General features: G+C 67.6%; 17 protein-coding genes and 1 pseudogene. 11 read left to right on the top strand and 7 right to left on the bottom strand.

Annotation, left to right across the window (positions count from 1 at the left end; translation table 11 throughout):
* The first annotated feature begins 261 nt into the window (after window positions 1-261).
* Window positions 262-1,209, top strand: a complete 948-nt coding sequence (locus E5671_RS01560) for a hypothetical protein (protein WP_160502026.1) — start codon at window positions 262-264, stop codon at window positions 1,207-1,209.
* Window positions 1,210-1,639: 430 nt separating this feature from the next.
* Here E5671_RS01560 and E5671_RS01565 read toward each other — a convergent pair whose 3' ends face one another.
* From E5671_RS01565 to E5671_RS46865, 3 genes are read right to left on the bottom strand one after another with little or no spacing between them, the layout of a single operon-like run.
* A complete protein-coding gene (locus E5671_RS01565) occupies window positions 1,640-2,203 on the bottom strand; it encodes a transposase (protein WP_336605619.1) in 564 nt (187 codons plus the stop codon).
* 35 nt (window positions 2,204-2,238) lie between these two features.
* Complete coding sequence (locus E5671_RS46860) at window positions 2,239-2,502, bottom strand: DUF6192 family protein (RefSeq protein WP_272902806.1); 264 nt, start codon at window positions 2,500-2,502, stop codon at window positions 2,239-2,241.
* Window positions 2,499-2,732, bottom strand: coding sequence for a DUF6192 family protein (locus E5671_RS46865; RefSeq protein WP_160502029.1), 234 nt, complete (start codon window positions 2,730-2,732; stop codon window positions 2,499-2,501). Before E5671_RS46865 ends, E5671_RS46860 begins: the two co-directional genes overlap by 4 nt.
* A gap of 135 nt (window positions 2,733-2,867) precedes the next feature.
* On the opposite strand from E5671_RS46865, the gene E5671_RS01580 reads away from it, so the two are divergent.
* The 3 genes from E5671_RS01580 to E5671_RS01590 are packed head-to-tail and all read left to right on the top strand — an operon-like array spanning window position 2,868 to window position 7,233.
* A complete protein-coding gene (locus E5671_RS01580) occupies window positions 2,868-4,046 on the top strand; it encodes a tyrosine-type recombinase/integrase (protein WP_336605620.1) in 1,179 nt (392 codons plus the stop codon).
* Window positions 4,043-6,652 (top strand): tyrosine-type recombinase/integrase, encoded by a 2,610-nt coding sequence (locus tag E5671_RS01585; RefSeq protein ID WP_202120928.1) that lies wholly within the window; start codon window positions 4,043-4,045, stop codon window positions 6,650-6,652. The genes E5671_RS01580 and E5671_RS01585 overlap by 4 nt, the downstream gene beginning before the upstream one ends.
* A complete protein-coding gene (locus E5671_RS01590; RefSeq protein WP_160502031.1) occupies window positions 6,649-7,233 on the top strand; it encodes a DUF6262 family protein in 585 nt (194 codons plus the stop codon). The genes E5671_RS01585 and E5671_RS01590 overlap by 4 nt, the downstream gene beginning before the upstream one ends.
* A gap of 144 nt (window positions 7,234-7,377) precedes the next feature.
* On the opposite strand, the gene E5671_RS01595 is transcribed toward E5671_RS01590, so the two are convergent.
* Window positions 7,378-7,524: a hypothetical protein gene (locus E5671_RS01595; RefSeq protein ID WP_160502032.1), complete on the bottom strand. Its 147-nt coding sequence runs from the start codon at window positions 7,522-7,524 to the stop codon at window positions 7,378-7,380.
* An 812-nt stretch (window positions 7,525-8,336) separates the two neighbouring features.
* Here E5671_RS01595 and bla point away from each other — a divergent pair.
* Both bla and E5671_RS01605 read left to right on the top strand, forming a co-directional pair.
* Window positions 8,337-9,251, top strand: a complete 915-nt coding sequence (gene bla, locus E5671_RS01600) for a class A beta-lactamase (RefSeq protein ID WP_160502033.1) — start codon at window positions 8,337-8,339, stop codon at window positions 9,249-9,251.
* Window positions 9,252-9,551: 300 nt separating this feature from the next.
* Complete coding sequence (locus E5671_RS01605; RefSeq protein ID WP_160502034.1) at window positions 9,552-10,343, top strand: transporter substrate-binding domain-containing protein; 792 nt, start codon at window positions 9,552-9,554, stop codon at window positions 10,341-10,343.
* Window positions 10,344-10,377: 34 nt separating this feature from the next.
* Here E5671_RS01605 and E5671_RS01610 read toward each other — a convergent pair whose 3' ends face one another.
* From E5671_RS01610 to E5671_RS45865, 3 genes and pseudogenes are all read right to left on the bottom strand, one after another.
* Window positions 10,378-11,742: a hypothetical protein gene (locus E5671_RS01610; RefSeq protein ID WP_237329991.1), complete on the bottom strand. Its 1,365-nt coding sequence runs from the start codon at window positions 11,740-11,742 to the stop codon at window positions 10,378-10,380.
* Window positions 11,743-12,015: 273 nt separating this feature from the next.
* Window positions 12,016-14,550, bottom strand: coding sequence for an ABC transporter permease (locus E5671_RS01615; RefSeq protein WP_160502036.1), 2,535 nt, complete (start codon window positions 14,548-14,550; stop codon window positions 12,016-12,018).
* 31 nt (window positions 14,551-14,581) lie between these two features.
* Window positions 14,582-15,155 (bottom strand): annotated as a pseudogene (locus E5671_RS45865) (ABC transporter ATP-binding protein); the annotation flags it as partial.
* Between the two features lie 229 nt (window positions 15,156-15,384).
* On the opposite strand from E5671_RS45865, the gene E5671_RS01620 reads away from it, so the two are divergent.
* The 5 genes from E5671_RS01620 (at window position 15,385) to E5671_RS01640 (ending at window position 20,308) form a co-directional block, all read left to right on the top strand.
* Window positions 15,385-16,209 carry an SGNH/GDSL hydrolase family protein gene (locus E5671_RS01620; RefSeq protein ID WP_160502037.1) on the top strand — a complete coding sequence of 275 codons (825 nt, stop codon included), beginning with the start codon at window positions 15,385-15,387 and terminating at the stop codon, window positions 16,207-16,209.
* Between the two features lie 52 nt (window positions 16,210-16,261).
* Entirely contained in the window at window positions 16,262-17,503 is a 1,242-nt protein-coding gene (locus E5671_RS01625) for an acyltransferase family protein (RefSeq protein WP_443032542.1), read from the top strand.
* Window positions 17,504-17,613: 110 nt separating this feature from the next.
* Complete coding sequence (locus tag E5671_RS01630) at window positions 17,614-18,306, top strand: response regulator transcription factor (RefSeq protein ID WP_160502038.1); 693 nt, start codon at window positions 17,614-17,616, stop codon at window positions 18,304-18,306.
* Window positions 18,303-19,754, top strand: a complete 1,452-nt coding sequence (locus tag E5671_RS01635; protein WP_160502039.1) for a sensor histidine kinase — start codon at window positions 18,303-18,305, stop codon at window positions 19,752-19,754. The genes E5671_RS01630 and E5671_RS01635 overlap by 4 nt, the downstream gene beginning before the upstream one ends.
* On the top strand, window positions 19,751-20,308 hold the full coding sequence (locus E5671_RS01640) for a GerMN domain-containing protein (RefSeq protein ID WP_160502040.1): 558 nt from the start codon (window positions 19,751-19,753) through the stop codon (window positions 20,306-20,308). Before E5671_RS01635 ends, E5671_RS01640 begins: the two co-directional genes overlap by 4 nt.
* The last annotated feature ends 200 nt before the right edge of the window (window positions 20,309-20,508 follow it).

Below are 20,508 nucleotides of genomic sequence, written 5' to 3' on the forward strand. Positions count from 1 at the left end.
CCGCATCCCTTGATCGGTGACGCTGCGTGAGACCACGCGGGGGAGCCGGGGCACCGGACGTGTCCGGGACCGTCCGGCAAACGCCGACAAAGGTTGATCACGTCTGGGACTTAAGTGCTGTTTCGGCGTGGACACGCCGCTGACGGTTTCTGCTGACCCGTTCCTTATGTCAGGGTCGCGATCAAGGTCATCCCGGTACAGGCGGCTTCCTCCTGTGGGCGCCCGCACCGGGGTGACTTCGCCATTGATAGGGGAGGGTTCATGCCTGTTCTTCACCGCTCAATTGCCAGTTCCATAGCCGCCGTTACCTCCGGCGCACTCATCCTTGGCATCGCTCCGGCCGCCTTCGCCGCAGACGAACCATCGGCAGCGGCGAAGGCGGCGGCCACAGTGGAGAACATCACCGGCACCGACGACCTCGCTCACACCACTGCTGGGGGCGGTGACCAGGCGGCCAAGGCCGTCACCGACACTGAAGCCGTCAAAGTCACGGTCACGGCCCCGAGCGCATCGACCGGCAAGGTTGAGGCCACCGCTCCCGACGGCACCGGCTTGGGGCTGAGCCTACCGAGTACCAAGAGCACGACAGGTACCAAGGCGGGCTCGGGCACTGTCGTTTACCCGGATGCCGCCCCCTCCACCGACATTGCAGTCCAGCCCACGATCGACGGCGGCGTCCGGAGCTTGGTCACACTCAAGGACGGCAAGGCCGCCACGAGTCAGCGCTTCGAGCTCAGCCTTCCGGCCAACACTGAGATCGCCTCCAACGAGGACGGCGGTTATGACCTCATCCGTGAGATCGGCGACGAAACAGCCGTAGCGATCGGCACGATCGACGCGCCGTGGGCCAAGGACGCAGGTGGCCGGGACCTCCCGACCAATTACAAGCTGGAAGGGAACACTCTCGTCCAGAGCATCGAAACCAACAGCGGCACGGCCTTCCCCGTCGTCGCCGACCCCAAGGTCACCTGGGGCTGGGTGACCGGGACCATTTACTTCAACAGGAAGGAGACCCGCCGGATCGCCCTGGGCGGCGGCCTGGGCGCTACGGCGATCGCCGCGATCCCTGGGGGCTTTACCACTGTCATCGGGGTCACCATGGCTGCCATCACTGCACGAGCATCCGCAGCCTACGATCGTGGCAGGTGCCTCAGGATTAAGCTGCCGCACGTCTACCCGGACCACTACAAGGGCGGCCACTGCCGTTGACATGTCCAGCTGACATCCCTTGTTTCTGAGGAGAGGAGTAGCAACGTGTCCCCACTGCTGCCCATCGCGATCATCGCGGCCCTTGCTATCTCGGAGGCTGTCGCCATCCGCCGCCGCCCAGAACGGTCCTTTGTACTCCTAGTGACGAAGGACAAGGTTGCTCTGCTGGTGGTAGCCGTCTGGTGGATATACGCAGTCGCTGTGTCCATTCCCGATGGAAATCTGTTTGGCGGTGCCCTGTTTGGCTTCCTGAGTGCCTGCCTGGTGGGAACACTCGTCGCGACTACACGGCGAAGCATCGCCCGCCGGCGCGTCACACGGAGCACATCCTGAAGCACTGACCGTTGCCCCAGAAGCGAATCGAGGGCCAGCACCACACCAATGTGATGCTGGCCCATGAGGTTTCGCCGGCAGAGGGAGCGGGCGGGTGTCAGCGCAATGCTGTGAGGGCGAGGCGGATCGTCTGCGGCTGCTTCCGAATGCGTATGGGCTTGGGCTTGCCGACCGCTTTCACCTGGACGACGGGGTGTGGTGACGTGCGCGGTGGGCGGGGAGGACGAGTGAGGCGTCGGGTCATGAGGGTGATGAAGGTCCAGGTGATGTGGGCTTCGCTGTGGGACATGAGGCGTTCGTAGTCGCGGACATTTCTCCCGGCTCTCATGATCCACGAGATGGCGCGCTCGACTCGCCACCGCTTTGCCAGGACGGCGAAGCCGTCCTGGTCCTTGCGGCGGGGGACCGTCTTGAGGTGAGGCCGAGGAAGGTGCGGGCGAAGTCGATGAGGGGTCCGCCGTAGGCGGAGTCGGCCCAGGCGACGGTGACTTCGGGGTGTGAGGCGGAGTCGGAAGAGGAGGTCGCGGGCGGGGAGGCTGTCGTGCGGTGAGGCTTTGGTGACCATGACGGCCAGCGGCATGCCGCGCATGTCCACGGCCACGTGCCGCTTCCTGCCGTTGATCAACTTTCCGCCGTCGAAGCCGCGGGTGTCCTGACCCACGGTCTCGGCTCCTTTGACGGACTGAGAATCCAAGATCACTGCCACGGTGCGGGGATTGAGGCCGTCGTGGAGACGGACCTGCTCGTGGAGTTCAGCGTGGATGCGGGCCAGAGCCGGAAGGCCACCTCGGGGCGCTGGAGCAGCTCGCAGGCCGCCAAGGCCGCCACGGTCTCGTCGGTGGCCAGGTCGCGGATGCTCTCCACCTTCTCCTGCGCCGTCACCGGCGTGGCCGTCGACCAGCCCGCGGCCCGCTTGGCCGCATCCCCGCTCCACCGACGTCGACCCGTGCGTTCATTCAGCGGCGGTCCTTGATCTGCTCATACGCATCTGGCGCGGAGGCCAGGATCCGGTGCACCTCGAACGACACGCCCTCCTGCCGTTGTTCGGCAGGCCACCGCGCGGCCACCCAGCGATACGTGCGGACTGTATGGAACGACAGCCCGATCTCTTCAGCGAAGATCCTGAGCGAGGCTTCGACGCTCAGCGTGTCCTCGTCCTCGATGGGCTGGTGTCCGCCGTGACCACGCAACGGCTCGATCTCTTTACCGACCGGGAGTAGTGCTGCTCGTGATGTCCGTCTGGGCCTGTGACTTGGACGTCACGGGCTCGTTTACCGACCGGATCCGGGACGTCTGTCATGTTCCGAGGTCGGTACGGAGGACGAGTGGCACGGCATGTAGTCATCGGGGACTTGAGGGTCCAGCAGATCGACCGGAAGGACGGACGGCGGTCGTGGACGATCGTCTGGCCCGAGGGCACGGTCCACATGGAAGCGGACCGGTTCCTGCGTGAATACGACGGCTCGGGCACGCAACGAACGTACGCGTACCTGCTGGTGGACCATCTGCGGTGGCTGGAGCGGGAGTGCCTCGCGTTCGCAGCAGTGGTACTGCGGGATCTCGAGCGGTACATGGGCATCGTCGGCGCGGAGGTACGCCTGCCGCTCGGCGAGCCGTGGCGTTTGGGTAAGAGGCCGTACGGACAGGCTGCGCTGTCCACCACGGCGGCCTGCTTGAAGGGCTTCTACCTGCACCTGGCCGCGCTGGGCGTCAACGCCGAACTCGGCTCGGCCCTCAATGTCTCCCGGCTGCCGACCCGGGCCGATCGTGATCGCGCACTGCTGGGGCACGCCACCCGCAGCCTGCCTGCGAACCCGCTGGCTCCGACACGGGTGCGACGGCGACACCCCAAGATGCTCCCCGAGGGAGCCCAGGACCTGCTGCTGGCCGAGGTCCACGCCGCACGGGACCGCGTCCTCGTCAGCTGGCTGGCGGACGGCGGCTTCCGAATCGGTGAGATGTGCGGCTTGCACCTCGCCGACCTGCACCTTCGCGAGGGGGCGGCCTGCGGAGACTGCCGGGCGCCACACGTCCACATCTGCCACCGCGAAACGAACGCGAACCGAGCCCGGGCGAAGACGAAGTACCCCTGGTCCGTGGAGAACGGAGTGGTGACCGGCGGTCTGATCAAGCGCGTCAGTTCGCACACGATCCACACGTACTTCGAGTACATGACCAGCGAGTATCCCCAACACCCCGGCCACGGCATGCTGCTGGTCCAGCTCCGCGGACCGGAACGGGGACAGCCATGGGCGACGGTCGGAGCCCGCAGGATGCTGGGGCGGGCCTCGCTCCGCGCCGGTCTGGGCAAGGTGAAACCCCACGCATTCCGGCACGAGTTCGCCTCCGCCGTACTGGACGCCTCCGGCGGCAACCTCCTGCTCGCCCGGGACGCCGGCGGCTGGGCATCCACCAGCACGGTTGATGAGATCTACGCTCACGTCGACATCCACGACCCTGCCTTCGACGCCGCCCTGCGCAAGGTCTGGGGTGAGCGCGCATGACCGCAGCACCCAGCGGCCTGCGCCTCCTCGCCGAGCACGGTGGCCGCGAGTCCAGGGACCGGCTGGAGATCTTGACCGCGCTGATCAACGGTCCGGGCTTCGACCCGCTGCTGCGGGCCGATGTCATCAAGGTCCCCGCCGAGCATCCGGTCTTCGGCTGGGGATGCCGGGTTTCGCAATGTCAGCGGTCCGCGCACGGCACCAGCGACCTCTGTGACACCCACCGCCAGCAGTGGGTGTCACGCGGCGATGGCGAGGCCGAGCGGGCCGAGTTCCTGCGAACCGCCGAGCCGTTGCCGTTGATCACGGCCGCCTTCACCGGACCATGCAAGGTCACCGGATGCGAGCGGTTCGCCCTCGGCCACCGATACCGGCTCTGCGCTCGGCACGACCACCGCTGGCGCAGGGCCAGTGCGCGCGAGGCAGAGACCGACTTCGACGAGTGGCTGGGAACCGAGGTGCCCTACACGGGCTTCGGTATCTGCTCCGCGGCCTCCTGCCACGACGGAGCGAAATCACCTCTGGGGCTGTGTCCCAACCACGACCAGCGCTACGACCGTGCCGGACGGCCCGGTGGTGCTGAGCTTCCGGAAGGCTGGTTCCACTCACACGAGCGGGATCCGTCATCGATCACGGTCCGCTACCAGGACGAGAAGGTGTTCCGCCGGTGGTGCCGGGACGCTGATCCGATGATGAGGGTCGGCGAGATCAACCTTCTTGGCCTGCATCCACTGCTCAGGGCGGAGATCAAGTGGGGGCTGTTCGCCCACCAGCGGCAGAATCCCCGCACCCGGTGGCTGCCCATCGACGTGCAGAACCTCGTGAACAACTGCCGGGCGATGGACTCCCTGACCGGCTTCGACCTGGACAACTGCTCACGTCGCGCGCGGGGCCTGACCAAGGAGATGCTGCAGTCGCTGCGAGTGGTCTACTTGACGCCCTCGCAGACGCGGGAGGCCGGCTACCTGGAGTTGGATCACTTCGGGGCCAGTTTCCGCGGTTCCAACAGCCACTACGACCTGTCCGGGGTGTCCCAGCGCTGGCTCCGTGACCTGCTCTGGGACTACCTCGCCAACCTGCTGAGAACACCGAGCAGCCCCCGCACCTGGAGTCCGTACAACGACATGCGACGGGCCTGCCTGGAGCTGAGCTGCTTCCTCGAGGTCGATACCGACGGCGGAGGCCACGATCCGGAAGTTCTGCGGGCCGAGCACGTCCACCGCTTCCTTGCTGATCAGCGCCACCGGGCCCGGCACCGGATGCCATCGCTCATCGTGCAGTCGCGCGGCGGCAAGGCCAGCACCGTCACCGAGACGACCCAGTACTTCGTACTGGCCAGCGCACGCAAGATCATGCGCTGGGCGATGGAAGCTGGAGAGGCCGATCGGATCGGCCTGGACCGGGAGTTCATCACGGCCTTCCCGCCGATGGGCACCGGACGCAACCGCACCCGCAGCCCGTTCAGCGACGAGGTCGCCCGGGCCCTGGCCGACGAGAACAACCTCCAGCAGTTCGCGGACACTTACGACCCCGGCGACCGGGGCCTGCGCGAGATCTGGGAGACGATCGTCGTGACCGGACGGCGCGCTGGTGAAGTGATCAAGTTGAGGCTGGACTGCGTCGGCCGCTACGGCCAACTGCCCATGCTCTGGCACGATCAGACCAAGGTCGGCAACTATGACCAGGCCGTCCGCATTCCCGAGTACACCTTCCAACGGATCCAGGAACGCCGGCAGAAGACCCTGGACCGCTTCGAGGGCAGGTTCGGCCGGCCGGCCACCCCGCAGGAGCGGGCCAGGATGGCCCTGTTCCCCGCGCCGAAGCGCAACCCCGGCTTCGAGTCGTCGGTCAGTTATGCCTGGTATGGCTCCTCGTTCCACGACTGGGTGTCCGATCTCGATCTGGGCTCGTGCGTGACCCATCAGGCTCGCCACACTCTGGCGACCAGGCTGCTGGCCAGCGGCGCGGGACTGCACCACATCAAGCGCTACCTCGGGCATCTCTCGGTCCGGATGGCCGAGCACTACGCGAAGGTCGCCGTCTCCGAGATCGAGGGCGTACTGCAGCACGTCTGGGTCACCGGACCGGGCGCGGCCAGCCCTGGCACCGTGCTCTCCATCGGCACCAACCCGCTCGACCGGCGCCAGGCCGAGGCGCTGGCCGTGGATCTCACACGTCGCAGCACTCCAGCCGAGGGCGGATTCTGCACCTTCCAGCCGGTCGTTGACGGCGGCGCATGTCCTTGGAACCTGAACTGCCACAGCTGCGACAAGTTCGTCATGTCCGGCGCCGACCTGCTCTACTGGCGCCGCAAGCGCGAGCAATGGCAGACGCTGGCCGAACGCGCTCCAGACGATGCCACCGCCGACTACCTACACCAGGTCTTCGAACCCACCGCCCGCGCTATCGACGGCCTGGAGAAGGCCCTGGCCGGCCTCGGCCTCCTGCAGGACGCTCTCGCCCTGGACCTGCGCAGACCCCAGGACTACTTCCACCGCATGTGGTCCACGGCCTTCCGCGCTGCCGACCTCGCAGCCGCTGCCGAGCCCGACGAAGACGAGTACGGCGAACCGGCTACGGCCAACAACGAGGAAGCGTGCGCATGAACACCGTCGTCCCCGAACCCCGCACGGCCGCAGCCCTGGCCGCCCGCCGCCGCAAGACCGACATCGCCGTTCAACGAATCCATGACGCCCTCGCCCGACTCCGCCGCGAGAAAGCCCAGATCAGCGTGGCCGCTGTCGCCCGCAGCGCGAACGTCTCCCGCACCTTCCTCTACGACAACCCCGAGGCCAGAACCGCGATCGCCGCGGCGATGGCCCAAGCTAGCGAACACCGGTCACAGCCCCTCCGAGACCAGGACGACGAACGCGAGGCGACCTGGCGTGAACGCGCGCTGAACGCCGAGGATGCGCTCAAGACCGCGCACGCAGAGATCGCCACTCAGCGCATCCGCATTGGCGAACTCCTAGGGGAGGTCCGCGACTTGGAAACCGCGTGGACCGACGAGACCGTTCAGCGGATCACCACCGAGAACACCACCCTCAAGCAGCGACTCCGCCAGATCACCGCCGAGAACCGCACCCTCGACGAGCGGCTCAAGGCCGCCCGTTCCAACCTCCGCTTTCAAGACCGGCGCGTCGCCGACCTCGAAGCCCGCATCGCCGCCCCGGGATCAGGCACGTGATCCTGTTCCGCTGACCACCTCGCGGCCCGTCCACCGTCCCGGTGGACGGGCCGCCCCACGAGACCACTCAGATGAGCTACAACAACGGCCTCAGCTCTCCGTCGCGGACATGTAGTCTATGAATCGTCGCAGTTCAGAGCCGGTTCATGAGCTCCTGCGGTCGGTAAAAACCTCCAGAGCCATATCGCCCACCGCGAACTGGCACCGGGTCATCGCGTGCACCAGCTTCACCGACTCCGCCACCAGCTCCTCGAACCGGTCGCGCAGCACGCTGCCGATCGTCTGGGACACGGCACTCACCCCCAACGGGCCGAAGCGCCGGCACCTTGCCGAGCGGGAAAGGCTTCGGCCCGTACAACGCAGGCTCCGCCGCACCCCCATGGTCACCAGCGCAGACCGAAAGCTCCCCCATCCACGCGCGAAGCATCCCACCCGCGCCCGAACCCAACCCCACCCCGACCTCAAAGTGAACGAACCTGCCCAGCCATCACAGCAGGTCACGGATCAAGGCATGTGGCACAGCTTCTAACCGGTCCGAAGGTGCGGTGCCTGGGCCATGCAGCCCGGCGAATGCGCGACGGTTCACCTGTGGTGCCCATTCAGATTGGCGAGGCATCACGGGGGTTGTTTCGCGCCACGGTGTCACAAAGGGCCTCGTCCGCGACATGCAGCACGTACTGCGAGTGAAGCCGCGTCGGCCGACAGTCGCATTCCCTGCGGGCCCTGGCCCGGAAAGGAGCGGGTCAGCCCGCGCACCGAGACCCTCAACTCCCATGCCAGGACGACCACGTGGCTCCAAGTACCGGAGCCCCGCGGTCCGCTATGAATGGGTTCCCCGCCCATGCGACACCGGTCCGGCGATCGCTGGCGTGGTGTCTTCGAGGAGCGGGCGACGGCGGTGGTGGCGCACCAGAGCCCGCCAGTAGGCCTGGGTCAGGCGGGCATTGAGACCCTCCAGCACCCCCGACAAGCGCAGCGGCTCCAGGAGGTAGTTGGGGGCTCCCGGCTTGACCGATTCAGGGTATAAGGAACCAATGTGGTGGTTTTAGCGTCTTGAGGGTTGGAGTAACTGTAGTGACCGTAGAGATGGGGAAAGTACAGCTTTGGACACCATCGGATCTCATCCAGGGCGACGCGCGATCCTGGCTCTTGGTGCGGGGACCGCCCTGGCTACCGCCATATCGCCCAGGGCCTTCGCCTCAAGCCCTACCGGCGGGGAGCTAGCCAAGCAGTTGAGTGGTCTTGAACAGGAGTACTCCGCGCGCCTTGGAGTGTTCGCCCGCGATACGGTCACCGGCCGGACCGTGACGTATCGCGCAGATGAGCATTTCCCTATGTGTTCGGTTTTCAAGACGCTTGCTGCCGCGGCTGTCCTACGTGACCTCGACCGCAACGGTACGTTCCTTGCGCAGCGGATCAGGTACACCAGCGAGGATGCTATGAACTCGGGCTATCACCCGATCACGGGTAGGCCTGAGAACCTCGCCGACGGAATGACCGTCGGCGAACTGTGCGCCGCTGCTGTCTCTCACAGCGATAACGGGGCAGCGAATCTCCTTCTCCGTGAGTTGGGCGGCCCGACCGCGATTACCCGGTTCTGCCGCTCGATCGGGGACAAGACAACACGGCTGGACCGGTGGGAGCCCGCGCTGAACTCTGCGGAGCCCTGGCGGAAGACCGACACAACCAGCCCTCGTGCCATCGGGCACACATACGCGCGGCTCATTCTCGGGAACGCTCTCGCGGGCGAAGACCGGAGCCGGCTGACCGGATGGTTGATGTCCAACACAACCAACGGCGAACGCTTCCGCGCCGGCCTGCCTGCCGACTGGACCCTTGCCGACAAAACCGGCGGCGGAAAAGAGTATGGAGTGGCCAACGACGTCGGTGTCGTGTGGCCTCCAGGGAAGTCGCCTCTTGTGTTGGCGGTCCTTTCGACCAAACATGCTCCCGAAGGGCCGACTGACAACCCGCTGGTCGCCAAGACCGTCACCTTGTTGGCGGCAGCCCTCACCTGAACACCAGGCGGCGGGCCCCTCCGGCCGCGTCGACGTCCGCGTCCCCCTCCAGGGCCCCACGATCAGGCCGCGCCACCTACCGAGCACGCGCGGCTCACCGCGGAAGCCGAGACTGGCCAGGCCGGACGGCGTATTCGCGCTTCACTCGACTTGGTCGCGGGCCTGGTGATCTTCTCAACCTCCGTCGACATGACCACCGTCCTGCGTCAGATGGCGGGAAAGGTACGGGTGGCCACCGGGGCATTTCGCCGACCCCATCTACTGTCTGCCCCCACAGCTCACGCAAGGAGTCGCTGTTCCATGGTTACCCGCAAGGTTCTGATCCATTCGGTCGTCGTCTCGTCCGTGCTGTTCGTCACCAGTACGGTGTGCGCGGCGGCGCCCGCGCACAGTGCACCATCCGCGGATCTGAAATCACCGCTGAAGGTATGCACCACGGGGGACTACATGCCGCTGACCTCCCGTGACAAGGCAAGCGGGGAGTACAGCGGCTTCGATATCGACATGGCCCAGAGCCTGTCCGAGCACCTGGGGCGCAAGGCCGAATTCGTGCAGACGAGTTGGCCGACGATGATGCAGGATCTGCTCACCCCGGAGAAGTGCGACATCACCATGGGCGGCGTGTCTGATACGGCAGACCGGCGGAAGAAGGCCGACCTGACCGCCGCGTACCTTGTCGACGGCAAGGCTCCGGTGGTCAGGTCGGGTGAGGAGAGCAAGTATCAGACACTCGACCAGATCGACCGCAAGGACGTCCGGGTCATCGTGAACCCGGGCGGCACCAATGAGCAGTTGGTCAAGGACCGTCTTCGCCACGCGACCGTCATCACCTGGCCGGACAATGTGACCATTTTCGACGAGATCAAGAAGGGACACGCGGATGTGATGATCACGGACGCGCTGGAAGGGAAGTACCAGGCCAAGAACCACCCCGGGCTGACGGTCGTGAACCCGGAGAAGCCCTTCACCAGAGTGGAGAAGGTGTACATGCTCCCCAAGGGAAGTCCCCTCACTTCACAGACCAACTCATGGCTCACCGAGATGAAGAAGGACGGGGCCTTCGACGCGCTCTACGCCAAGTGGCTGAAGTGACACGCTGCCATCGTGCGCCGACGTCGTTTCCGTCTCAGTCCTTGGCCCAGGCCGGCCAGACCAAGTCGTCACCGGGGTAGGCGGGCTTTGTTCCCTCGGGCGGGAACCAGCCGGCGAAGAATGGCTTCAGGTCCTTGCCGGAGTGCTTTTCCAGGGAGGTTCGGAAGGCGTCCCAGGCGGTGGGCCGGTCGGCGTGGTTGGGCAGCCAGTCCTTCAGCGCTCGGTCGAAGGCGTTGTCCCCGACCAGCCGACGGAGCGCATACATGGCGACGTCGCCGGTCGTGTACACGTTGGTGTGCTGCCATTGGATCTTCTTGACTTTGTCCCGGTACATCGTGACCAGATCTGCCTTGCGGAACTTCTCCTTCCAGGCCCATTGCAGATAGGTGGGGATGGTCTCCTCCACGTAGTCGTCCTTCGCCTGCACGGCCTCCAGCCAGGTGTGGGCCAGCTCGTGGACCAAGATGTCCTGGGTGACAGGCTGGGTTTCCGCATCCCCCGGATACTCCATGCCCATGGAGATCGTGTTCCAGCCCGTCACGTTTGGCACGTTCGGGTCCTCGAAGTCCAGGAAGGAGACGGTCAGGCTGTCGTGGCGGTACTTCCCGAAGATGCTCGCCTCCCAACTGGCCGCCTCCCCCAGGGCTTCGGCCAGTTTTCTGCCCCGGCCTTCCGCCCCGCTGCCGTAGACGAAGTGCACCGGGGTGCCATCGGGCAGCTTCGTGTCCGACTCGGTCCACTTGTTTCCCACGCCGAAATGCACGTAGCCGGCCCGCATTGGTTCTCGGTTGGCCCATCGGTAGACCTTGTGGTCGCCGTCCTTCACAGGGGTGCCCGCCCGGCCGTTGGAGATCGCGGTCCAGCCGTCGGGGACCCGGGCCTGAAGGTGCACGGCCGAGCGGTCGGCGTCGTCGCTGTTCGCCGGGAACAGCACGCCGGCGGTTTCGAGCGCCAGGTAGTGGCCGCCGTCCTTGGTCGCCGCCCAGGCCAGGTTGTCCTCGCCCGGGTCGTCGAGCGTTCGGCGTGGGCTACCCGCGTAGGCGACGTGCACCTTGACGTGCCGGCCCGGGCTGAGTCGCGCCACCGGCTTCACGTGCAGGGTGCCCTTATCCGCGGAGAATGTGGCCGCTTTCCCATCGATCTGCACTGAGCGTGCGGGCAGTTGCAGCCGGAGATCGAGGGCGTCCCGCCATTCCTTGACGACGAGGTCTAACGTCGCTTCTCCCAACAGGGTTTCCTTGGCCGGGTTGTAGTCGAGTCGGACATCGTAGGAGTTGACGTGGTATCCGGACGTGCTCTGGACCGTTTCCTCGGCCTCTGCGGCGGGCCCGACACTCCGATCGGCCGCCACCGCCGTTCCTATGGGCCCCAGTCCGGCGAGGAGGGTCGCAGCCGTCATAACACTGACATATAAGGTCCTTTTGGCGCACATAGCGACAACTCTAAGGTGCACTGTGTGCTCAGATGATTCCCGGCCGATGATGGCTCTGTGACGCTACGGCTGAGGCCTGGGCTGATGTTGGGTGCGTCCGGCGTCGCGCGGGTGGTTGATGGCGAAGCTGCGGAGGGTGGCCTGTCTCCGGGCCGTACCGCGGGCAACCCGCCTCGAAGGCCGCCGCCGGACCTGGCGGCAGGATGAGGGACATCTCGCTGACTCGGTGGGCCGGGACAGCTACCGGCTGCTGACCGCTTCAAGCATGTTCAGCTTCGCCGCCCGGCGTGCGGGCCACAGAGCGGCGAGCACTCCCACGATGGCGGCGGTGAAGAGGAAGACGGCCATTCTGCCCCACGGGAGGACCAGTTCGTAGGTGCCGAGGGTCTTGCTGATCAGCTCGCCGGTTGCCCAGCCGAAGAAGATGCCGAGGGTGATGCCGAGCACTCCGCCGAACAGGGAGAGGGCAAGCGACTCCAGGCGGACCATGCGCTTGACGTCCTTGCGGTCCAGGCCGATGGCGCGCAGCATGCCGATCTCCTGGGAGCGTTCGAAGACGGACATGGCCAGGGTGTTGACGACGCCGAGCACCGCGACGATGACGGCCATGGCGAGCAGGGCGTAGAGCATGTTCAGCAGCAGGCTGAACGACTGGGCGTTGGCGGCGGTGAAGTCGTCCTTGTCACGGATCTGGATCGATGGGTTGTCTCCGAGCGCTTCGCCCAGCGAGTCCTTGGCCGCGTCACCGGCGGCGGCCTTGGTCTTGACCAGGACCTGCGTATCGGAGATGACGCTCTGGTGCGGGGCCAGGGTGCGGGCGTCGACCATGATGCCGCGGATCAGGTCGTTGTCCTTGTAGATGCCGGAGACGGTGAGCCTGCCCTGCTTGCCGTCCTCGTAGGTGACGGTGAAGGCGGAGCCGAGCTTCCAGCCGCGGCTCTTGGCGGTGTCCTCATCGACGATGGCTTTGTCATCCGAGAACCCGGCGAACGAGCCGGCTGTGAAATCGGCCCTGACCAGGTCCGTGACGGTCGCGCTGTTGAGGCCGGTCAGGGTTTGCGGGCTGCCGTCGGCCCGGGCCGGGGACTGGCGCAGCGGGCTGGTGGCGGTGACCTGCGGGAGCCTGGCGAGCTTCTTCTCGATGTCCGGGGAGAGCGCTGAGCCGCCGGCCATGGAGATGGCGTAGTCCGCCTTCATTGAGTCTGCGCCCAGCTTGTCGAGACCTCTCTGGGCGCCGCCAGCGACCACCGTCATGCCGGTGATCAGGGTGAGGCCGATCATCAGCGCGGAGGCGGTTGCGGCGGTGCGGCGCGGGTTGCGCAGCGCGTTTTGCCGGGCAAGTTTGCCGGAGATGCCGAACAGGCGCAGAGCAGGTGTGAAGGCGGCGATGACAAGCCGGGACAGCAACGGGGTCAACACGCATACACCGATCAGCACCAGGACGAAGCCCAGCCCCGTCGGGGCCTCACCATTGGCTCTCATGCCCGTCCCGGCCAGCACAGACACGGCTCCGGCGGCCGACAGGAGGCCGCCGATGGTGTTGCGGGCAGTCAGGGAGCGGGTGGTGGCGACGGCGTGGACGCTGTTCATGGCGGCGACCGGCGGGATCTTCGCGGCGCGGCGGCCGGGCAACCAGGCGGCCAGCACAGTGACGAGGACGCCGACAGCCAGCGAGGTGAGGATCGCAGCCGGGGAGATGACGAGCGGGCCGTCGGGCACTGTGCTCTCTGTGCCGTTCATCAGGGAACGCAGCCCCGCGCCGATGCCGATACCGGCGAGCAGACCGGTCACGCCGGCGATCGTGCCGACGACGAGCGCTTCGATGAGCACCGAGCGTGTTACCTGGCGGCGGCTGGCACCGACCGCGCGCAGCAGTGCCAGTTCCTTGGTGCGCTGGGCGACCAGCATCGTGAAGGTATTGGCAATGACGAAGATGCCGACGACCAGCGCGACACCGGCAAACCCGAGAAGGGCGTTGCGCATGCCCTGCGACTCTTCGGCGATCAGCTTGGCCTGTTCGTCGGCCAGCTGCTTGCCGGTGACGGCCTCGGTCCCGCGCGGAAGGATCTTCTGGACCGACGCCTTGAGCGCGTCCTGGGATGTGCCGGGCGCGGCCTTGACGCCGATCTCGCTGAACTTGCCCGGCTTGGCGTAGAACTTCTGCGCGGTGGCGGTGTCGAAGAGGGCGAGGCTGCCACCTGCGGAGACATTGCCGTCGTTGGTGGTGAAGACGCCCGTGAGTCTCTGCTTCAAAACGGGGCCGTCCACGGAGATCCGGACGGTGTCGCCGACCTGGTACCCCCCGCGCTCGGCGGCCTTGGCGTCCAGGGCGATCTCGCCTGAACTCTTGGGCGCCCGGCCATCCTTGAGCGGGTAGCGAGCGTCCTTGCCGTCGGTGCCGGGGTAGTAGTTGGCGCCGGAGGAGCCGAAGCCCTCACCGATCAGCTTGCCCTTCTTGTCAGCTATCGCGGCGAAACCGTTGATCGAGGCGGTGGCGAAGGCGGCGCCGGGGGCCTTCTCGGCCTGGTCGAGCATTCGCTGGGTAAGCTCCGGGGCCGCGTCCGGGTGCTGCTTGTCGTCGGCCTGTCGGTGCGCCTGGATGGCGACGTCGACGTTGTCAAAGCCCTTCTGGGAACTCTTCTGGTATGCCTCGGAGATGGTCGAGGCGAAGACCAGGGTGCCGGAGACGAACGCCACACCGAGCATCACGGCGAGTACGGTCATCAGCAGCCTGGCCTTGTGGGCGAGCACATTGCGCAGGGCGGTACGGAACATAGTGTGAGTGGTCCTGAGGTGAGGAGGGGAAGGTCGTGCCCGGTTCCCGCACCGAGTTGCGCAGGAAACCCAGGGCCTCGGCGCGCCGGAGCGGGAGTCGAGGTTTCCCGGCTGGCTCGTCACCGAACGTTGTCTCGGGCCGGAAGGCGAGCGTGCGGCTACGGCAACGGGCTGCTGCTGGCCGCCGGACAGTTGGGCGGGGCGGCGGCTGAAACCGTCCCGAGAGGCAGCACGTCGATGACCTGCTGGAGCCGGGCTTGTCCAGCTTGCGCCGGCCATGCCCATCGGGAGGGCGTTCTCCGGGGGTGTCAGGGCCGGCAGCGGGTTGACGGCCTGGAGGATGAAGCCGATCTTGTTGCGGCGCAGCTGTGTGAGCTGCTTGTCCTTGAGGGAGCCGAGCTCGGTCTCGCCGATCCGCGCGGAGCCGCTGCTGAAGCTGTCGAGGCCGGCGACGCAGTGCACAGCGTCGACTTGCCCGGGCCCGACGGTCTCATGACTGCGGTGAACTCTCCCTGCCGGAAGTCCACGGTGACCTCGTCGAGGGTGACCGCCTGGGTCTCGCCCCCTGCGTAGACCTTGGGCGGATCCATGGCGCGGAATGACATATCTATACCGTTGCAGCTCGCGCTCGCACGCACGTCAGACCCAATAACTGGTCCCAGGGCATTCCACAGAGGTAGCCACGGCCGACGGATGCTACGCAAGGATGACCCTGCGGGGGCCGCTCCGGTATCCGAAGTCGGGGCGGCGGTCTTCATGAGCGCTTCTTGCCCAGACTGTGCGCAAACGATGGCGGCGGGCGGCTGGGTGCTCGGGGGCTGTTGTGCTGGAGGCATGAACAGCACGCACAAGTCCCGTTCCCGTTCTCCTCACCGCCCGGCCCGCTATGCCCTGAGCGCGGTCGCCGCAGTCGCCGCGCTCGGCCTCACCCTGGTCGGATGCGGCGGGAAGGGCTCCGGCGCCACGGACGAGGGGAAGAAGCAGACGCCGAAGAGCACCGGCACGAAGGTCCTCTGGCTGGGCGACTCCATCGCGGGTGCCGAGGCTCCCGCCCTGGGCGCGGCCCTGAAGTCCAGCGGTGTGGAGTTCAAGGATTCCTCTTCGGACGGTGGGGGCACGCTCGTCGACGGCGGTGAGGAGATCACGCGGATGATCTCCGGCGACACCTGGAAGCAACTGACCAAGGACATCGAGGCGTTCCGTCCCACCGTGGTCGCCTACCAAGTCACGACATACGACTGGGGAAGCCAGGATCAGCAGCGGGCTGCCTACAAGAAGGTCGTCGACACGGCCAAGGGCGCCGGAGCCAAGGTGGTGTTCGTTTCGTCCCCGCCCATCAAGATCGACGGGTTCTACAAGCAGCACGAGGCGCAGTTGCGTACCGCTCCCAAGGTGGCCTCAGAAGTCGCCGGGAAGAGCGGCGGCACGGCGGCGTTCTTCGATGCCTCGCAGCTGTGGGGAACCGATGCCTCGGCGGGGCAGGCGCAGCGCGCCGCGGACGGGATCCACAACTGCCAGCAGGGGGCCGCCGCCTTCGCCCAGTGGTTCACCGGGAAACTCGGCGAGCAGGAGCGCTTCAAGCCGGCGTCGGTGGACACCTGGGCCCAGAAGTCCTGGACCGGCAACGAGCGCTACAGCAAGCTCCGCTGTGCCGCGTGACGAAGCGGCCGACTTGATGCCTCCGCATCTCCCGTCGCCTGCGCCTGCGCCTGTGCCTGTGGCTGCGCCTGCGCGCGGCGGCCCGACGCCGGCCCGGCACCGCGCGGCGCGCCCCGGCGGCGTGAGCCGTGCGCACATAGCCGCCCTCGACGGGCTGCGCGGGTTCGCGGTCGCGGCCGTGCTGCTCTTCCACGCCGGGCATCTGCCCGGCGGGTTTCTCGGGGTCGACCTGTTCTTCGCGCTCTCCGGGTTCCTGATCACCGGGCTACTGCTCGGCGAGGCGAGTGAGCGCGGCCAGATCGCCCTGGCCGCGTTCTGGAGCCGCCGTGCCCGCCGGCTGCTGCCCGCTCTCTGCTGTGTGGTGGTCGTGACCGTGGTGGCCACGTGGGCGTGGGGGAGCACGGAGCAACTGCGTTTTGCGCTCGACGACATGCCCTGGGTCGGGACGCAGACGGTCAACTGGCATTACATCACCGAGCAGATCGGCTACTGGAACGCCTCCGACACCCGCGTCTTCGCCCACCTGTGGAGCATCGGCGTGGAGTGGCAGTTCTACCTGGCCTGGCCACTGGTGGTGGCGGTGGCCGCCCGGTGGCGGTGCGGTGAGCGGATCGTGGCCTCACTGGCCGGGGTGGGTGCCCTCATCTCCCTCGCCCTGACCGTCTCGCTCGGTGCCGCGGTGGACACCACTCGCGCCTACGAGGGCACTGACACCCGGGGCGCCGCCCTGCTGCTCGGGGCGCTCGTGGCCGCCGCGCCGGTGCGGAACCTCGTGCGCCGGGTGCCGCGCCGCGCCGCCGACCTGGTGTGCCTCGCCCTGGGGTGCGGGCTGGCGGTGGCGTGGGCGGTGACCGAGGGTGAGAAGGCGCCGCTGCTCTTCCAGGGCGGGCTCTTCCTGCACTCCGCGACCGCGGCCGTGCTGATCGTTCTGATGGCCCAGGTGCCGGGCACCTGGGCGGCACGGATTGCGGGCAGCCACCTGCCGCGTGGCCTGGGAAACCTGTCATACAGCCTGTACCTGTGGCACTGGCCGGTGTACCTGCTGTTGTTGCCGCGACTGTCGGTGCTCGGGGACTGGGGCGGGACCGTCGTCGCGATCGGGGTTTCACTGGCGGCCGCCGCGCTGACGAAGCGGTTCGTCGAGGATCCGGTGCGGTGCCGGGCGGGGTGGGCGCGTGGCAGGCGCGGTGTGATCGCGGTAATCGCGGTAGCCCTGGCGGGAGCCGCCCTGTGGGCGGCGGTGCCCGAGCCGGTGCCGGGGGCAGGCACGGTCGATGTCGACCAGTTGAGGTGACCCAGGACAAGCCGTGCACGCCACACCGCTGCGCGCCCGTAAAGTGGGCGATCCACCTGATAACTCACATAATGCCGGAACAATACGCGCACCGTGGAAGGGCCCCCAACATGCCCCGTGTCCTGCTGATCGAGGACGATCCGGCCGTGCGCCGCGGTGTCGTCCTGGGCTTATCCCGCAACGGGCACGAGACCGAGGCGGTCGGCACCGGCGAGGACGGTCTTGAGGCCCTGGTTGCCATCAAGCCCGACCTCGTACTCCTCGATCTGATGCTCCCCGGCATGAGCGGCCTGGAAGTATGCGGCCGCATCCGCGAGACCAGCCGGGTTCCCATCGTGATCCTGTCCGCGCGCGGCGACGACCTCGACGTCGTGATCGGCCTTGAGGCGGGCGCCGACGACTACGTCGTCAAACCCGCAGGCGCCGCGGTCATCGAGGCCCGGATGCGGGCGGTGCTGCGCCGCGTCGCCCCCGCCCAGGCTGCCACAGGCGCCGGGCAGACCCAGGTGGGCAATCTGGAGATCGACCGCGGAGCACTCATCGTCCGCAAGCGCGGCGAGGAACTCCCGCTCGCCCCTTCCGAGTTGAAGCTGCTGCTCTTTCTCAGCGCCGCACCGGGGCGGACCTTCAGCCGCCAGCAGTTACTCGAGGACGTCTGGGAACACAGCTACTACGGGGACGCCCGCCTGGTCGACGCCTGCGTGATGCGGCTGCGAGCCAGGATCGAAGAGGACCCGCGCCACCCGGTGTACGTCCAGACCGTACGCGGCTTCGGCTACCGCTTCGGCCCACTGCCCGCATGAACCTCGCATTGCGCCGCGGCCTGCGCCCGCGCCTGGTCGTCGCCTTCGTCCTCGTCGCCGCGCTCAGCGCGCTGATCACCGCCGCGCTGACCTTCCGACAGGCCCGCAGCGCGATCCTGGACCGCACCCAGAACGGCGCCGTCCACGATCTGCGCCTCCAGATCGACTCGCTCGCTCCCAACCTTCCTGCCGACCCCACCGACACGGACCTGCGCGCCTTCGTGCGCCAGCTGGACCGTGCCTCGGGCTCGCACGGCTGGCACACGGCCGTCTCCCGCAATGGCGGGCCGCTCATCGGCACCGCGCGTCACGTCAGCAGCTCCCTGCGCGACGCGACCAAGAACGGCGACACCACCTTCTACGAGCGTGCGGAGCACGCCGACGGCCCCCGACTGCTGATCGGCATGCCGATCAGCTACACCGACCGGCGCAAAGCAGCGGAAGAACCGTCGGGTCTTGTCGCCTTCGCCGTTCTGTCGCTGGACGGCGAACGGGCCGACATCTCCGCCCTGATCACCGCGGCCTGGGCAGGCGCCGTCCCGGTGCTCGCCTTCGCCGTCGTGCCCGCCTTGTTCGCGGCCCGCCGGGTGCTGCGGCCCGTACGGCAGCTGCGTACGGCCGCCGAGAAGATCACCTCGGGCGCCCTGGACACCCGCCTGGATGTCGTCGGCAAGGACGAACTCGCCGCGCTGACCGGCACGTTCAACACCATGACGGCCGCCCTGGAGCACAACGACGCCGAGCTGCGGCACATGGAGGCCAACGCCCGCCGGTTCGCCGCAGACGTCTCGCACGAACTGCGGACCCCGCTCGCCGCGATGGCCGCCGTCACCGACGCCCTCGACGAGGACGCCCGCTCCGGCACGCTGCCTCCGGACACAGCCGACGCGGTCCTCCTCATCAGCGACGAGACCCGCAAGCTGACCGGCATGGTCGAGGAGTTGATGGAGATCTCCCGCTTCGACGCGGGAGCGGCGGTGTTGCACCTGGACGACGTGAGTCTGCGCACCGTCCTCCACAAGACGCTTCACCTGCGCGGCTGGCGCGAGCCGGACGAGGTGATCACCGAGCTTGCCGAGGATGACCTGCGCATACGGGTCGACGCGCGGCGCCTCGACGTCGTCCTCGCCAACCTGATCGGCAACGCCCTGCGCCACGGCGCCGCCCCCGTCACGGTCCGGGCGACTGCCACGCAGGACTCCCTTGTGATCGACGTCGCCGACGACGGCCCCGGCATCCCCGACGAGGCCCTGCCGCATATCTTCGACCGCTTCTACAAGGCGGACGCCGCGCGGGCCCGCTCCGAGGGCAGCGGCCTCGGACTCGCCATCGCGATGGCGAACGTACGACTGCACCACGGAACCCTCACCGCCGCCAACGCCCCCGACGGCGGCGCGGTGTTCACCATCACACTCCCGCGCACGCTCCGGCAGGAGGACCAGTCATGAAGCGCCAGGTCACCCTCGTAACCGTGCTGGGGGTACTTTCGGCAGGCTGCAGCATTGGCTCCACCGGCCCGGTCCGGGCCGGCGCCCCGGCGTCCGGCCTGCGCGAACCGGGATCCGCGACCCACCATGCCCAGCTCTACTTCGTCAGCCCGCACGGCATCCAAGCCGTCGCCCGCGAGGTCGACACCGCCGCAACGCCGCAACAGGCACTCGACCTGCTCCTCGAAGGCCCCGACGCCGCCGAACGCGCCCGCGGCCTGGTCACCGAGGTGCCCCCGATCCACGGGCGGCTGGTCGCGCAGGGCGCCGGCGGCGCCGTGGATGTGCACCTTCCGATGCGGGTGGCGAGCATGGCCCGCGACGGCCTCGGGCTCAGCCAGATCATCTGTACCGCGGCCTACGCCGAGGCGACCAACGGCACACAACTCCCCGACGTGGACGTACGGGTCTACGAGGAGGGCTACGGGACGCCGTGGGCCGTCCGCTGCAACGCGGCGGGAATCGTCGTTCCCGTGCCCGAACGTGTCCCGAGCCGGGGTGCCACAAGGGAGTGAGGATAGCTTGCGCCGAGCACGATCTTGCGGACGGCTTTGACCAGACGGAGGACTTCGCGGCCGCCGTCCTCGGTGGTGACCGTGGCGATGACCGCCGTGCAAGTTCCAGGACATGCCGGGCGCATGTTTGTGGCCGGTCGAAGCCGTGGGCGGCCGTTGCTTACAGGGAGGGTGGGAGGGCAGGGCCACCGACGAGGCGT

It is taken from the genome of Streptomyces sp. BA2 (assembly GCF_009769735.1).
Lineage (GTDB): Bacteria > Actinomycetota > Actinomycetes > Streptomycetales > Streptomycetaceae > Streptomyces.

What these genes read in the sequence shown, in the direction of transcription:
- E5671_RS01560 (WP_160502026.1), top strand. Translation starts at nt 262, where the DNA reads ATGCCTGTTCTTCACCGCTCAATTGCCAGTTCCATAGCCGCCGTTACC.
- E5671_RS01585 (WP_202120928.1), top strand. Translation starts at nt 4,043, where the DNA reads ATGACCGCAGCACCCAGCGGCCTGCGCCTCCTCGCCGAGCACGGTGGC.
- E5671_RS01590 (WP_160502031.1), top strand. Translation starts at nt 6,649, where the DNA reads ATGAACACCGTCGTCCCCGAACCCCGCACGGCCGCAGCCCTGGCCGCC.
- E5671_RS01605 (WP_160502034.1), top strand. Translation starts at nt 9,552, where the DNA reads ATGGTTACCCGCAAGGTTCTGATCCATTCGGTCGTCGTCTCGTCCGTG.
- E5671_RS01610 (WP_237329991.1), bottom strand. Translation starts at nt 11,742, where the DNA reads ATGACGGCTGCGACCCTCCTCGCCGGACTGGGGCCCATAGGAACGGCG.
- E5671_RS01615 (WP_160502036.1), bottom strand. Translation starts at nt 14,550, where the DNA reads ATGTTCCGTACCGCCCTGCGCAATGTGCTCGCCCACAAGGCCAGGCTG.
- E5671_RS01620 (WP_160502037.1), top strand. Translation starts at nt 15,385, where the DNA reads ATGAACAGCACGCACAAGTCCCGTTCCCGTTCTCCTCACCGCCCGGCC.
- E5671_RS01630 (WP_160502038.1), top strand. Translation starts at nt 17,614, where the DNA reads ATGCCCCGTGTCCTGCTGATCGAGGACGATCCGGCCGTGCGCCGCGGT.
- E5671_RS01635 (WP_160502039.1), top strand. Translation starts at nt 18,303, where the DNA reads ATGAACCTCGCATTGCGCCGCGGCCTGCGCCCGCGCCTGGTCGTCGCC.
- E5671_RS01640 (WP_160502040.1), top strand. Translation starts at nt 19,751, where the DNA reads ATGAAGCGCCAGGTCACCCTCGTAACCGTGCTGGGGGTACTTTCGGCA.